Annotated in this window: 12 protein-coding genes and 1 pseudogene; 7 read left to right on the top strand and 6 right to left on the bottom strand. The window is 67.8% G+C overall.

What is annotated here, in order from left to right; genetic code table 11:
• Positions 1-1,202, top strand: a 1,202-nt coding sequence (locus tag ACK5F2_RS12395) for a protein-disulfide reductase DsbD family protein (protein ID WP_409865039.1), incomplete at its 5' end; no start/stop codon positions are given.
• An 84-nt stretch (positions 1,203-1,286) separates the two neighbouring features.
• Here the strand turns inward: ACK5F2_RS12395 and ACK5F2_RS12390 are convergent.
• Together ACK5F2_RS12390 and ACK5F2_RS12385 are read right to left on the bottom strand one after the other, a co-directional pair.
• Entirely contained in the window at positions 1,287-2,003 is a 717-nt protein-coding gene (locus ACK5F2_RS12390) for a ProQ/FINO family protein (protein ID WP_409865037.1), read from the bottom strand.
• A 58-nt stretch (positions 2,004-2,061) separates the two neighbouring features.
• Positions 2,062-3,762 (bottom strand): diguanylate cyclase, encoded by a 1,701-nt coding sequence (locus ACK5F2_RS12385; RefSeq protein ID WP_409865035.1) that lies wholly within the window; start codon positions 3,760-3,762, stop codon positions 2,062-2,064.
• Positions 3,763-4,161: 399 nt separating this feature from the next.
• Between ACK5F2_RS12385 and ACK5F2_RS12380 the strand changes: the two genes are divergently transcribed.
• Positions 4,162-4,734, top strand: a complete 573-nt coding sequence (locus ACK5F2_RS12380) for a thymidine kinase (RefSeq protein WP_409865033.1) — start codon at positions 4,162-4,164, stop codon at positions 4,732-4,734.
• 45 nt (positions 4,735-4,779) lie between these two features.
• Here ACK5F2_RS12380 and ACK5F2_RS12375 read toward each other — a convergent pair whose 3' ends face one another.
• Both ACK5F2_RS12375 and ACK5F2_RS12370 read right to left on the bottom strand, forming a co-directional pair.
• The gene (locus ACK5F2_RS12375) at positions 4,780-5,016 is read right to left on the bottom strand and encodes a hypothetical protein (protein WP_133605023.1); all 237 of its coding nucleotides are present in this window, start codon (positions 5,014-5,016) and stop codon (positions 4,780-4,782) included.
• A 169-nt stretch (positions 5,017-5,185) separates the two neighbouring features.
• Positions 5,186-5,947 (bottom strand): enoyl-CoA hydratase/isomerase family protein, encoded by a 762-nt coding sequence (locus ACK5F2_RS12370; RefSeq protein WP_409865032.1) that lies wholly within the window; start codon positions 5,945-5,947, stop codon positions 5,186-5,188.
• A gap of 173 nt (positions 5,948-6,120) precedes the next feature.
• Here ACK5F2_RS12370 and ACK5F2_RS12365 point away from each other — a divergent pair, with 173 nt between their 5' ends.
• Genes ACK5F2_RS12365 through ACK5F2_RS12355 form a run of 3 tightly spaced genes read left to right on the top strand, consistent with a single transcriptional unit; the run spans position 6,121 to position 9,661 of the window.
• Positions 6,121-7,149 (top strand): branched-chain amino acid ABC transporter permease, encoded by a 1,029-nt coding sequence (locus tag ACK5F2_RS12365; protein ID WP_409865029.1) that lies wholly within the window; start codon positions 6,121-6,123, stop codon positions 7,147-7,149.
• Positions 7,150-7,155: 6 nt separating this feature from the next.
• Positions 7,156-8,928 carry an ABC transporter permease subunit gene (locus ACK5F2_RS12360; protein ID WP_409865027.1) on the top strand — a complete coding sequence of 591 codons (1,773 nt, stop codon included), beginning with the start codon at positions 7,156-7,158 and terminating at the stop codon, positions 8,926-8,928.
• A gap of 1 nt (position 8,929) precedes the next feature.
• On the top strand, positions 8,930-9,661 hold the full coding sequence (locus ACK5F2_RS12355) for an ABC transporter ATP-binding protein (protein ID WP_409865025.1): 732 nt from the start codon (positions 8,930-8,932) through the stop codon (positions 9,659-9,661).
• 2 nt (positions 9,662-9,663) lie between these two features.
• Here ACK5F2_RS12355 and ACK5F2_RS12350 read toward each other — a convergent pair whose 3' ends face one another.
• Positions 9,664-10,605 (bottom strand): proline racemase family protein, encoded by a 942-nt coding sequence (locus ACK5F2_RS12350; RefSeq protein ID WP_409865024.1) that lies wholly within the window; start codon positions 10,603-10,605, stop codon positions 9,664-9,666.
• An 87-nt stretch (positions 10,606-10,692) separates the two neighbouring features.
• Positions 10,693-11,337: a GntR family transcriptional regulator gene (locus ACK5F2_RS12345; protein ID WP_409865021.1), complete on the bottom strand. Its 645-nt coding sequence runs from the start codon at positions 11,335-11,337 to the stop codon at positions 10,693-10,695.
• A gap of 236 nt (positions 11,338-11,573) precedes the next feature.
• Here ACK5F2_RS12345 and yajC point away from each other — a divergent pair, with 236 nt between their 5' ends.
• Positions 11,574-11,900, top strand: coding sequence for a preprotein translocase subunit YajC (gene yajC, locus ACK5F2_RS12340; RefSeq protein WP_133605017.1), 327 nt, complete (start codon positions 11,574-11,576; stop codon positions 11,898-11,900).
• Positions 11,901-12,026: 126 nt separating this feature from the next.
• Positions 12,027-12,946, top strand: a pseudogene (locus ACK5F2_RS12335) (protein translocase subunit SecD); the annotation flags it as partial.

Genomic DNA, 12,946 nt, shown 5'->3' with positions numbered 1-12,946 from the left:
CTCTGGCCCTGCTGCTGGCTTTTGGCGGCGGCTTGCTGCTGAATCTGATGCCCTGCGTGTTCCCGGTGCTCTCGCTCAAGGTGCTGGGCTTTGCCCAGCATGCCCAGGACCGCCGTCAGCTGCTCGGCGGTGGCCTGGCCTACACCGCGGGTGTGCTGCTGAGCTTTTTGGCCCTGGCCGGGCTGCTGCTGGCACTGCGGGCCGGGGGCGCCCAGCTGGGCTGGGGCTTCCAGCTGCAATCGCCGGGCTTTGTGGCGGGCCTGGCCCTGCTCTTTGGCGTGATCGGTCTGAATCTGCTGGGGGTGTTCGAGTTCCGCAGCGTGCTGCCGGGCAATCTGGCGGGGCTGCGCCTGTCCCACCCGCTGCTGGACCATGGTCTGACCGGCGTCTTGGCCGTGGTCGTGGCCTCGCCCTGCACCGCACCCTTCATGCGTGCGGCCCTGGGTGCGGCGCTCACCCTCCCGGCCCTGGGGGCCCTGTCCATCTTCGCGGCCCTGGGCCTGGGCATGGCGGCGCCCTATCTGGCGGCCTGCCTGTGGCCAGGTCTGGCGCGCCTGCTGCCCCGCCCCGGCGTGTGGATGAAGCACTTCAAGATCCTGATGGCCTTTCCCATGTTCGCCACCGTGCTGTGGCTGCTGTGGGTGCTGGGGCAGCAGGTGGGTATCGACGGCGCCGTGGCCCTGCTGGGCCTGCTGCTGGCCCTGGCCCTGGCGGCCTGGGTGTTCGGCGCACCGGACCTGAAGCCGCGCGGCCGCACCGTGCTGGGTGCCATCGCCCTGGTCGTGCTGGCCGCCACCGCGCTGTGGGCCTGGCCCGCGCTGCGCGAGGTGCCGCCCGCCAGTGCCGTGCAGGCCGAGGCTGGCAGCGGCTGGCAGCCCTGGTCCGCCGACAAGGTGGCCCAGGCCCAGGCCGAGGGGCGCACCGTGCTGGTGGACTTCACGGCGGCCTGGTGCGTGACCTGCCAGTTCAACAAGCGCGGCGCCCTGGCGGATGCCCAGTTGCTGGCGGACTTGGAAGCCCGCAAGGTGCTGCTGCTGCGCGCCGACTGGACCCGCCGTGATGCCGCCATCAGCCAGGAGATCAACCGCCTGGGGCGTAGCGGCGTGCCGGTCTATGCCGTCTATCGCCCGGGAGCCGGCGCGCCGGAACTGTTGCCCGAGATCCTCAGCGTCAAGCTGCTGCGCGAGGCACTGGTCCCCTAGGTCCAGAGGCTGAAGCCTCTGCGGCTGCCGAAATGAAAACGGCCGGACATGCAGCCCGGCCGTTGCCGTTTCAGACAGGCGGTATCAGCCCTTGTTCTCGGGCGCCGGGCGCGGGGCGCGCGGCTTGCCCTGGCGGCCGGCCCCGCCGCCGCCACCCTCGCGGCGCGGCGGGCGCGGGCCGCCCTCACGGCGACCGTCACCACGGCCTTCACCGCGCCCCTCGCCGCGGCGCTCATGCGGACCGCGGCGCTGCTCGCCCTGGGGCTGCGCGGCGCGGCGGATGCGGTCTTCCTCGATTTCCTTGCGGGCAATCTCCAGCAGGCCGTCCAGTTCCTCGTCCTTCACGCCCTTGAGCGCGCAGAAGTTGGCGCGGGTCAGGGTGGTGTGCTCGAAGTCGCGCAGCAGATTGGCGCGCTGGCGGCGCTCCTGCTGCTCCTGGGCGCGGCGCTCCTCGGCCAGGCCGCGGCGACGTGCCAGCTCGGTGCTGGCGGCCTCGCGGTGTTCGTCGCTGAGTTCGCCCGCCGGCTGGCCGTCGAGGTCAAAGCGCTGCTTGGCCTTGCTCAGGGCCACCAGATAGGCGGTGCCGCCGGTGTAGCGGCGCAGCACGGCCGAGAGCAGGGGCTTGCTGAACTGACCCGGAGCACGCTCCTGGATGTCGGCCTGGATGCGCAGCTTCAGCGGCTTGGGCGGACCGTCGAACAAGGCCGGAAACAGGGCCTTGAGTTGCTGCAGGGCGGCGGCCGGGCTCAGATCCTGGGGGGCGACCTGAGCGGGAGCGCCGAGGGGGGTGGGGGACGACATAGGCAGGAGGGCGGCTCGTGGCCGCCACGCTTGAGAAGATGGAAAGCCTCGATTGTGCCTAGGCCGCGGGGGGCGAGGCAAACCCGTCGGCGCAGCAGACGCGATTGCGACCCTCGCGCTTGGCGCGGTAGAGCTGCGCATCGGCCTCCTGCAGCCCTTGTTCCAGGCGGCTGTGGCGGCTCAGATCGGCCAGACCCACGCTGGTGGTGATGGCAAGACCAGGCGCCAGGGTGGCCCAATCATGCCGTTCCACGGCCAGGCGCAGCCGCTCGCAGATCTGCAGTGCGGCCTCGGGCGTCACGGCGTCCAGCGCGATCAGGAACTCCTCGCCTCCATAACGGGCCGCGAGATCCTGGCTGCGGCAATGCGCCTGGAGCAGGGCCGCCAGCTGGCGCAGGGCCTGGTCGCCCACGGCATGCGAGTGCCGGTCGTTGACGGACTTGAAATGGTCCAGGTCGATGAGGGCGATGCACAAGGGCAGGTCCGCAGCACGGGCGGCCTGATGCCGCAGCGCCAGCTCGGTATCGAGACGGCGCCGGTTGGCCAGTCCGGTGAGCGGATCCTGCAGCGCATCGCGGCCGAGCGCCTCGGCCCGACGTGCCAGCTCCTCATTGGCCAGGCGCAGCGCGTGAGCCTGCAGGCGCTCGGCGGCAGCCTCGGCCAGGGCATGCTCGGTTTGCAGTCGCACGGCCAGCACGCGGGCGCGCAGCTGCGCCTTGTCCAGGGCATGCTCGCTGCGCAGCACGTGGAAGCGTTTGTACAGCCGCAGCGCCTCTGCGTAGTCGCCGGCCTGTTCGGCCAGTTCCGAGGCCAGCTCATAGAGCGCGATCAGCAGATGCTTGCTGCGAGCCTTCTCGCCGCGCTCCAGGCCCTCGCTGGCGGCACGGCGTGCCATGTCCAACTCACCGGCCTCGCGATACATCTGTGCCAGGTATTGGGCGCGCTGCACGCGCGGGCCTTCATCGCCGCTGGCCTCGGTCAGGCGCAGCTGCTGGCCGAAGGCGACCAGGGCCTCCTCGCGCCGCCCCAGAAGGGCCAGGGCCGCGCCCCGGTTGCTGTGCACCACGATCAGCACTCTTTGCAGGCGGGCCTGCTGCGCGATCTCCAGGGCAATTTCATTCAGGCTCAGCGAGCGCTGCAGCGCATCGCGGGCTTCTGCCTCGCGCCCCGCCTGACGCCAGCGCTCGCCCAGGTCGAGTTCGCGTCCCGCGAGATTGGCGTGGGAGATGGCCAGCAGGCGCGTCTGGCCCTGGCGCTGCGCCAGGGCCAAGGCGCGTTGGTGCCATTCCAGGGCGGTCTCGGCCTGGTTCAGCTCGCCGTAAACAATGCCCAGCAGATTGAGGGTGTCAAACAGCAGCTCGGCGTCTGTGCTGTCGCGGCAGGCGGGCAGGGCGGACTCAAGTTCCTGCAGGGCCTGGTCGCTGTCGCCGATGCTCCAACACACGCGGGCCGCGGCCAAGCGGGCCCGGGCCAGCAAGACGGGGTCATCCACCTGCTGAGCCAGGCCCAAGGCGCTGGTGGCGTGGCTGGCGGCGCGGTCATGCTCGCCCCGGCGCTGGGCCACATGCGTGGTCCAGACATGGGCCAGAACCTGACTCTCCAGAGCCCCGGCGGCCCGCGATGCCGCCATCAGGCGCTGGGCGAAGTCCAGGCATAGCGACCAGTTCTCGGCGGAATAGGCTGCGCTGGCCCCGGTCTGAAGCTCCGTGAGCAAGGCGTGGGTGGCTGGGCCATCAAAAGGCGGGGGGCGCATCGACATGGCGGCGTCGATGATAGGGGGCGCAAAGGCGGCCACCCCCTCTCCCCAGCCTCAAAGCGGCTCAGGGTGTGTGATCTTTGGGCTTTGCGCAGCTTGGTTTGCAGACCAGTTCGGTACGTCCCAGCAGGCGCACCGATTGCAAGCTGCTGGGCGGCCGATGCCGTCCGCACTTGAAGCAGGAGCGTGTATGGCCGCTGCCCAGAAAGGGCGAACCGCCCAGCTTGCTCGAATAGCGCAGGCCGTCATCGCTCACGCTCGTGTGGGTATCTTTGCTCATTGGGATCCCTCCGTGAGCCATATTAGGCTGCGCAGATGACAGCGCGCCCCCTCGCTTGCACCGATGCCGGCGTATATGTGGCGCGAACAGCGCACAATCGCGGCCTGCGCTGAACGAATCCGATGGCAAAACTGTTTTTTCGCTATGCGGCAATGAATGCCGGCAAGTCCACCGCTCTGCTGCAGGTGGCCTACAACTACGAAGAGCGTGGCCACCAGGTGCGCATCTTTACCGCCCGCCTGGATGACCGGTATGGCAGTGGCTATGTGACCTCGCGCCTGGGCCCGCAGCGTGTGGCCGAGACCTTTGACGCCCAGACCGACTTCCTGGCGACCTTTCTGGAGGCCGGGCAGCTGCGTCCCGGCGTGGCCTGCGTGCTGGTGGACGAGGCACAGTTCCTCAGCGCGACCCAGGTGCGCGCCCTGCACGAGTTGGCGCATCTGCATGGCCTGCCGGCCATTTGCTACGGTTTGCGCACCGACTTTCGAGGCGAGCTCTTCCCCGGCTCGGCCATGCTGCTGGCGCTGGCGGATGAGATGGACGAGATGAAGACCATCTGCGAGTGCGGGCGCAAGGCCACGATGAATATGCGGCTGGACGCGTCCATGCGGCGCGTCACCGAGGGCGCGCAGGTGGACGTGGGGGGCAATGCCCGCTATCGCGCCGTGTGCGGGCGCTGCTTCCGTCAGGGCTGAGCTTGCCCCGAATCCCCTGCGCGAGCGCGCAGGGTGGTGGGTGGCTTACTTCTGGTTGAGCTGCTCTTCCAGCTCCTTGCAGCTGGGAGCGCAGACCGGCTGAGACTTGCCCAGCAGCTTGCGCGACTTCAGCATCGCGCGCGGACGGTGCTTGCCGCAGAGGAAGCACGACATGGTGGCCGCCCCGAAGGAGGAGGTCGCCGCAAAGGGCGAACCGGGAGCTTTAGAGCGGTAACGCAGGCCATCTGCTTCGATGGTCGTTTTGGTACTTTCCTTGGCCACGCTGGTCCTGGTGAGTGTGAGATGGAATGCTCGCGGCGAGCCGGGCTGCCGAGACAGCCGCTATTTTCGTCGATTCCGGCCGCCACGCCCCGAGGGCGGTATTTTCCACCATGTGGCCCCTTGTCGGCACAGGATCTCTACGGACGCCCCCTCTTGGGGGGGCTGGGGCTCAGCAACCCCGAAACCTGGGCGCCCGCTTTTCCTGCCAGGCCTGCACGCCTTCGCTCAGGTCCTGTGAGGCATTGGCGCGCGCGATGTCGGCCGCCAGAGCGGCGGCGTCCAGGCGACCGGCGGCAATCGCATTGAGGTGGCGCTTCATGCCCAGCAGGGCCAGCGGGGCTGCGGCCAGCAGCCGTTCGCACAGGGCGTCGCTGGCCTGCTGCAAGCCGGCTGCATCCTCCAGCAATTGGTCCAGAAAGCCACAGTCGCGCATGGCCTGTGCGTCTAGGGTCTGGCCGGCCAGCAGCACCTGCTTGGCCGCGGCCAGGCCCAGGCGGTTGACGTAGCGCTCCAGGCCGCCGCGGTAGAAGTGCAGGCCGAGTCGGGCCGCCGGCACGAACATCTCGCAGGCGCGGGTGCCCAGACGAAAGTCGCAGGCCAGGGCCAGATCGGTGGCACCCCCGTAAATCCCGCCCTGAATGGCCGCGATGGTGACGGGGCGAGCGTTCTCCCAGGCCTGGGCCAGGGCTTCGAACAGGGCACCGGCGTCCACGCCGGGAACGGCATCGATATGGAAGCCGCTACAAAAATGGCGCCCCTCGCCCTTCAAGAGCAGGACACGCACCGCTTGATCCGCTTCGACTTGAGCCAGATGGTGCTCCAGTGTCTGCAGATCGCCCAGCTCCAGGCGGTTGGCCTGACGGGGGCGACGCAGGGTGATGCAGGCCAGTGGGCCATCGATTTGCAGCGAGGGAGCGTGGGCATCGGGCATGGGCGGAGTCTAGAGGCTGCTTGCTTTGGCAATTTCGACCGACTGGTCGGACGAAAATTTGCGCTTTGTCAATGCGGCCTCGCACTAGGGGCATTCCCGGGGCATTTGTTTAGAGTGGTTTCAAACCCAGAGCGGGCCGCAGAGCCCGCATCCGTTCCTGGAGACAAGCGTTCATGGACTTCACGATAGCGAGCATCCTCGCGCTGGACGGCATCACCAACGGGGCGATCTATGCCCTGCTGGCGCTGAGTCTGGTGCTGGTTTTTGCGGTCACCCGCATCGTCTTCATCCCCCAGGGGGAGTACGTCGCCTTTGGCGCGCTGACGATGGCCGGGCTGCAGTTGGGTCAGACTCCGTTGACGATCTGGTTCTTGCTGGCGATGGCGGTGGCCGTGGCCGGCCTGGACCTCTGGGACGGCTGGCGCGCCGGCCGTCCGCAGCCTCTGAAGGTTCTGCGCGCCGCGCTGCTGCCGCTGGCCATCGGCCTGCTGGCGCTGTGGGCGGCACCGCAGAAGCTGCCCTTGTTCCTGCAGGCGCTGCTGACCCTGGCCATCGTCACGCCCATGGGGCCGCTGGTCTATCGCCTGGCCTATCAGTCGCTGGCGGACGCCTCGGTGCTGGTGTTGCTGATCGTCTCGGTGGGCGTGCATTTCGCGCTGACCGGCCTGGGCCTGGTGTTCTTCGGGGCAGAGGGCTCGCGCAACCCGAGCTTCTGGGATGCCAGCTTCAGCCTGGGGCCGCTGAGCCTGTCCGGCCAGACAGTCATCATCATCGGCACCTCGATCGCGCTGATCGTGATGCTGTGGCTGTTCTTCGAACACAGCGTCTACGGCAAGGCCTTGCGCGCCACCGCGGTGAACCGCTTGGGTGCGCGCCTGATGGGCATCTCCAGCACGGCCGCCGGCAAGCTCTCCTTCACGATGGCGGCCTTCATCGGTGCGCTGTCCGGCCTGCTGATCAGCACGACGACGACGATCAACTATGACAGCGGCTTCCTGATCGGCCTGAAGGGCTTTGTCGCGGCGGTGTTCGCCGGGCTGGCGAGCTACCCCGGCGCGGCGCTCGGTGCGCTGCTGGTGGGGCTGCTGGAGTCCTTCAGCTCCTTCTGGGCCAGTGCCTTCAAGGAGGTGATCGTGTTTACCTTCATCCTGCCGGTGCTGTTGTGGCGTTCCTTGCGCGATCCGCACAAAGACGAGGAGTGAGCTGAGATGCGCAAGTTGTTCCCTATGGTGGGCGCCGCCCTGCTGTTCGTCCTGCCCCTGCTGCCGGTGCCGGAGTTCTGGATCACCCAGCTCAACTACATTGGTCTGTTCGCCCTCGTGGCGCTGGGTCTGGTGCTGCTGACCGGCGTCGGCGGCCTGACCTCCTTCGGCCAGGCGGCCTTCGTGGGCCTCGGCGCCTACACCACCGCGGTGCTGAGTACCGCCCATGCGGTCTCGCCCTGGCTAGCTCTGCTGGTGGGGCTTGTGATCACCGCCGTCGTGGCCCTGGTGCTGGCCCTGCTGACCCTGCGCATGTCCGGGCACTACCTGCCGCTGGCCACCATCGCCTGGGCGCTGAGCCTGTACTACCTGATGGGGAATATGGAGTTCCTCGGCAAGTACGACGGCATCCAGGGCCTGCCGGCGCTACAGCTCCTGGGCATCAGCCTGCAGGACGGTCGCGCCATCTACTACCTGATCTGGGTCATCGCCATCCTGGCGGCGCTCGGCGTGCGCAATCTGCTGGACTCACGCCCCGGTCGCGCGATTCGTGCGCTCAACGGCGCGACGACGATGGCTGAAGCCATGGGCGTCTCCACCTTTCGCTACAAGGTGGTGATCTTCGTGATCGCGGCCCTGCTGGCCTCGGTCTCGGGCTGGCTGTTTGCGCATTTCCAGCGCACGGTGAACCCCAGCCCCTTCGCGCTCAAGATGGGCATCGAATACCTGTTCATGGCCGTGGTGGGCGGCGTGGGCACGGTCTGGGGCGCCTTCATCGGCGCTGGCGTGGTGAAGATCATCGAGGACCAGCTCAAGGAGCTGCTGCCGGCCCTGCTGGGCAGCAATGGCAACTTCGAGATCATCGTGCTGGGCGTGGTCCTGGTGCTGATGCTCAAGTACGCACCCAAGGGCCTGTGGCCCTATCTGAGCGGCTTCTTCGCCCGCTGGGTGCCGGAGGCGCGGCGCGAGCGCAACTGGGCCGATGCCGCGCCCCTGGCCGCACGCGACAAGCCCCAGCCCGGCGAGCTGCTGCTGGATGTGGACAAGGTGCGCAAGCAGTTCGGTGGTCTGGTGGCCGTCAACGACGTGAGCTTCCAGATCCGTGCCGGCGAGATCATCGGCCTGATCGGGCCTAACGGTGCGGGCAAGAGCACCACCTTCAACCTGATCTCGGGCGTTCTGCCCCTGAGCAGCGGGGCGGTGAGCTTTCGCGGTAAGGCGGTGGGCGGCCTGGCCTCGCGCGAGATTGCGCGCCGTGGCATGTCGCGCACCTTCCAGCACGTCAAGATGATTGCCGACATGACGGTGCTGGAGAACGTGGCCCTGGGCGGCTATCTGCGCTCACAGAGCAGCACCGCGCGCGCCATGCTGCGCCTGGACCGCGAGGAGGAGAAGCGACTCTTCGCCGAAGCCGAGCGCCAGCTGCAGCGCATCGGCATGGGCGACAAGATGTTCGAGCTGGCCGGCAATCTGGCCCTGGGCCCGCAGCGCCTGATGGAGATCGCGCGTGCCCTGTGTACCGACCCGGCCCTGCTGCTGCTCGACGAGCCCGCCGCCGGCCTGCGCCACAAGGAGAAGCAGGCCCTGGCAGAGGTGTTGCGCCAGCTGAAAAGCGAGGGCATGAGCATCCTGCTGGTGGAGCACGATATGGAGTTCGTGATGGGGCTGACCGACCGCATCGTGGTGATGGAGTTCGGCACCAAGCTGATCGAGGGGACGCCTGCCGAGGTGCAGGCCAGCCCGGCCGTGCGCGCGGCCTATCTGGGAACGGAGCACTGAGATGGCGGATCTGCTGAACGTCAAGGACCTGCGCGCCGGCTATGGCCGGGCCGAGGTGCTGTCTGGCCTGAACCTGCGCCTGCCCGAGGGCGCCGTGGTCACCGTGATCGGCCCCAATGGCGCGGGCAAGAGCACCACGCTCAATGCCCTGATGGGCGTGCTGCCCAGCCGCGGTCAGGTGCAGTTTGCGGGCGAGGACATCGGCGCGCTGAGCCTGGAAGAGCGCGTGATGAAGGGCCTGGCCCTGGTGCCCGAGAAGCGCGAACTCTTCACCACCATGAGCGTGGAGGACAACCTGGTGCTGGGCGGCTTCCGGCCCATGAAGCTGGGCCAGCGCGACTGGAAGGAGGGCCTGGAGCAGGTCTACCAGCTCTTCCCCCGCCTCAAGGAGCGGCGCGAGCAGTTGGCCGGTACGCTCTCGGGCGGCGAGCGCCAGATGCTGGCCGTGGGCCGCGCCTTGATGGCACAGCCCAAGGTGCTGATGCTGGACGAGCCCAGCCTGGGCCTGGCGCCGCTCATCGTCAAGGAGATCTTCCGCATCGTCTCGCGCCTGCGCGAGACCGGCGTGTCCATCCTGCTGATCGAGCAGAACGCACGCGCCGCGCTGGAGGTGGCCGACTACGGCTATGTGCTGGAGACCGGCGAGATCGGCCTGGAAGGACCTGCCGCCGAGCTGGCGCGCGACCCGCGCGTGATCGAGACCTATCTGGGCGCCGCCCGCAAGGCGGCCTGAACTCAGGCTTTGGCGGGCAGGCCCCAGGCAAAGGGGTCCTCGGGGTCAAAGATCAGGGTGGCGTCCAGGTTGACATAGGCGCGGCCCCGTAGGGTGGGCAAGACCTGCCCCTGCTCGCCCGGCTGATAGCTGGCCTCGAACACGCTGCCGATCACGCTTTCCTGGCGCCAGAGCTGGCCCGGGGCCAGCTTGCCTTCGGCGGCCAGGCAGGCCAGTTTGGCACTGGTGCCGGTGCCGCAGGGGCTGCGGTCATAGGCCTTGCCGGGGCAGAGCACGAAGTTGCGCCCTTGGTTGCCGAGGTCCTGCGGTGGACCGATGAGTTCGATGTGATCGATCTCGGCGCCTTCTGCGCCCGTGATGCCCTGCTCGCGCAGAGCCTGGCGCAGCGACCAGCTCAGCGCCGTGAGGGCCTCAACGCGTTCGGGCAGCAGAGCCTCGCCATGGTCCTCGCAAAGAAAGAACCAGTTGCCACCCCAGGCCACATCGCCATGCAGCACGCGCGAGCCCAGGCGCACCGGCACCCGCCGAGCCAGGCGGTAGGCCGGCACATTGGCGATGCTGACGCTGCCATCCGCATGCAGCTCGGCGCTGATGGGGCCCACCGGCGTGTCGAGGCGGTGGATGCCGGGCTGGATGCGGCCCAGATGGGCCAAGGTGGCGATCAGGCCGATGCTGCCGTGACCGCACATGCCCAGATAGCCGACGTTGTTGAAGAAGATCACGCCGGCCACGCTCTCGGGCGATTCGGGCTCGCAGAGCAGGGCGCCCACGATGACATCGGAACCGCGTGGCTCATTGACCACGGCACGGCGCCAGCCGTCGTGCCGCTCGCGCAGGCGCTGCAGCCGCTGGGCCATCGAGCCAGCGCCCAAGTCCGGGCCGCCCGAGACGATGATGCGCGTGGGCTCGCCCCCGGTGTGGGAGTCGATGATGCGGGTGCTCATGTCAGCCCCTCGTCAAATGGTTACGTTTGCCGATCCCCCAGGGGGATGCGGCCCGGCTTGGGGCGTCCCGGCGCTCGGTCCGGGACTTCACTCGATCACCGCCTGGGCAAATTTACGGAGGTAGTCCATCAGCGCATCACTGGCGGCCGCGGCGCGCTCGCCATCCCCGGCGGCGATGGCCTGCGCCAGCGCCAGATGGCATTGGGCGCCTTGGCGCGTGTCACCCTGGTGCCGGTAGGCGTACCAGAAGCGTCGGCACTGAATCACCATGGGCACGATGGCAGCCACGGCGAAGGGGCTGCGGCAGGCAGCGTGATTGATCCGGTCCAGCGCCTGGTCGGCCTCCATATAGCCGCTCAGATCGTCGTGCTCGCTGGCCTGCACCATGGCCTGGGCCTGCTGCAGCAGCGCTTCTCGCTGGTCCGGGGTGGCGCGGCGGGCGGAGGTGCAGGCGATCAGGCGCTCCAGAACGCGCCGGGCCTCGATCAGATCCAGATGCTCGGCCAGCATCAGATCGCCCACCCGCAGGCCACGGCGTGGCAGCTGGACAATCAGGCCATTGGAGACTAGGCGCATCAGGGCCTCTCGGGTCGGCGTTCGCCCCAGACCGATGCGCTCTATCAGCTCGGACTCGACAATCGGCGCCCCCGGCTTGAGCTGAAGGGTGGCGATCATGCTTTCCAGCAGGTCATAGGCTTGGTCGGCCACCCGCCGTTTGGTCTCGCTGCTCACAGTCGTGCGCGTGTGCGCATCTGCTGCGCCGCGGTTGTTAATATATTTTCAGAATATTTTTTGAAGTTCGGCTTGTCAACCCCATCTTGCCCGCGGTGGCCGCTGAACGACCTGGGTGTCCGCCTGGGGGTGGGTCCACACCGATGGTTTGCCGGGTGATGCCTGGTTCGGGCCACATACAATCGAAGGTTCTTCCGTCCGCAGAGACGGCATTTTCCAAAGCAAAGGATAGCGACGTGTTTATTTCCAACGCTTTTGCCCAGGCCGCACCGGCGGCGGGCAGCACCGAATCCAGCCTGCTGAGCCTGCTGCCTCTGGTGCTGATGTTCGTGGTGCTGTACTTCGTCATGATCCGGCCCCAGATGAAGCGCCAGAAGGAGCACAAGGCCATGATCGAGGCCCTGGCCAAGGGCGATGAGGTCGTGACTGCCGGTGGCCTGCTGGGCAAGGTGGCCAAGCTGGGCGAGAGCTTTGTGCACCTGGAAGTCAGCACGGGCGTGGAGATCCAGATCCAGCGTTCGGCCGTGGTCCAGGTGCTGCCCAAGGGCACGGTCGGCAAGTAATTCGCCGCCCAGCACTTCCAGCACTTTGACCAGGATGGGACGCGGCTGCGCCCCATCCGCCCAGCCCGGCGCCGTGAGTTCATGGTGCCGGGCTTGTTTCAGGCGCAGGCCTCAGAGGATGTCCTCATGAACCGTTACCCGCTGTGGAAGTACGCGATGCTGATCGTCGCGCTGCTGATCGGCACCATCTACACGCTGCCCAATTTCTTTGGCGAGGCGCCGGCCGTTCAGGTCTCCAGCGCCAAGGTGACCGTCAAGGTTGACAGCGCCATGGTGGGCCGGATTGAAGAGGCGCTCAAGAGCGCTGGCATCGAGGCCGACTTTGTGCAGCTTGATGGCACCTCGATCAAGGCGCGCTTTGCCGATACCGATACGCAGATCAAGGCCAAGGATGTGATCGCCAAGGCGATCAATCCCGATGCGGCCGATGCAAGCTACATCGTCGCGCTCAACCTGCTTTCCCGCTCGCCGCAATGGCTGGCCAAGCTGCATGCCTTCCCCATGTACCTGGGTCTGGATCTGCGCGGTGGCGTGCACTTCCTGATGCAGGTGGACATGAAGGCCGCCCTCACCAAGAAGGCCGATGCCCTGACCGGTGATGTGCGCAGCCAGCTGCGCGAAAAGAACATCCGCCATGCCGGCATCAGCCGGGATGGCAATAGCGTGGTGGTCGCATTCCGCGACGCCCAGACGCTGGAGTCGGCCCGCCGTCTGCTGACGGACTCGCTGCCCGATGTGCAGTGGGAGTCCACTGGCTCGGCCGCCGAACCGGCGCTGACCGGCAGTCTCAAGCCGCAGGCCCTGGTCGCGGTGCAGGACGCGGCGCTCAAGCAGAACATCACCACCCTGCACAACCGCGTCAACGAGCTGGGCACCACCGAGCCGGTGATCCAGCAATCGGGCCTGGACCGCATCGTGGTGCAGCTGCCCGGCGTGCAGGACACGGCCCGCGCCAAGGACATCATCGGCCGCACCGCCACGCTGCAGTTCCGCCTGGTGGACCAGGCCGGCACGGGCAGCGAAACCGTACCGGTGCGCCTGTCTCC

This window comes from Roseateles sp., from assembly GCF_046300915.1.
In the GTDB taxonomy this organism is placed as follows: Bacteria; Pseudomonadota; Gammaproteobacteria; order Burkholderiales; family Burkholderiaceae_C; genus Kinneretia.
Note: the sequence above shows the minus strand (reverse complement) of the source record. Positions and strands in the feature narration are given on the sequence as shown.

Coding starts and splice junctions, on each gene's coding strand:
- ACK5F2_RS12390 (WP_409865037.1), bottom strand. CDS start 2,003: ATGTCGTCCCCCACCCCCCTCGGCGCTCCCGCTCAGGTCGCCCCCCAG.
- ACK5F2_RS12385 (WP_409865035.1), bottom strand. CDS start 3,762: ATGTCGATGCGCCCCCCGCCTTTTGATGGCCCAGCCACCCACGCCTTG.
- ACK5F2_RS12380 (WP_409865033.1), top strand. CDS start 4,162: ATGGCAAAACTGTTTTTTCGCTATGCGGCAATGAATGCCGGCAAGTCC.
- ACK5F2_RS12370 (WP_409865032.1), bottom strand. CDS start 5,947: ATGCCCGATGCCCACGCTCCCTCGCTGCAAATCGATGGCCCACTGGCC.
- ACK5F2_RS12365 (WP_409865029.1), top strand. CDS start 6,121: ATGGACTTCACGATAGCGAGCATCCTCGCGCTGGACGGCATCACCAAC.
- ACK5F2_RS12360 (WP_409865027.1), top strand. CDS start 7,156: ATGCGCAAGTTGTTCCCTATGGTGGGCGCCGCCCTGCTGTTCGTCCTG.
- ACK5F2_RS12355 (WP_409865025.1), top strand. CDS start 8,930: ATGGCGGATCTGCTGAACGTCAAGGACCTGCGCGCCGGCTATGGCCGG.
- ACK5F2_RS12350 (WP_409865024.1), bottom strand. CDS start 10,605: ATGAGCACCCGCATCATCGACTCCCACACCGGGGGCGAGCCCACGCGC.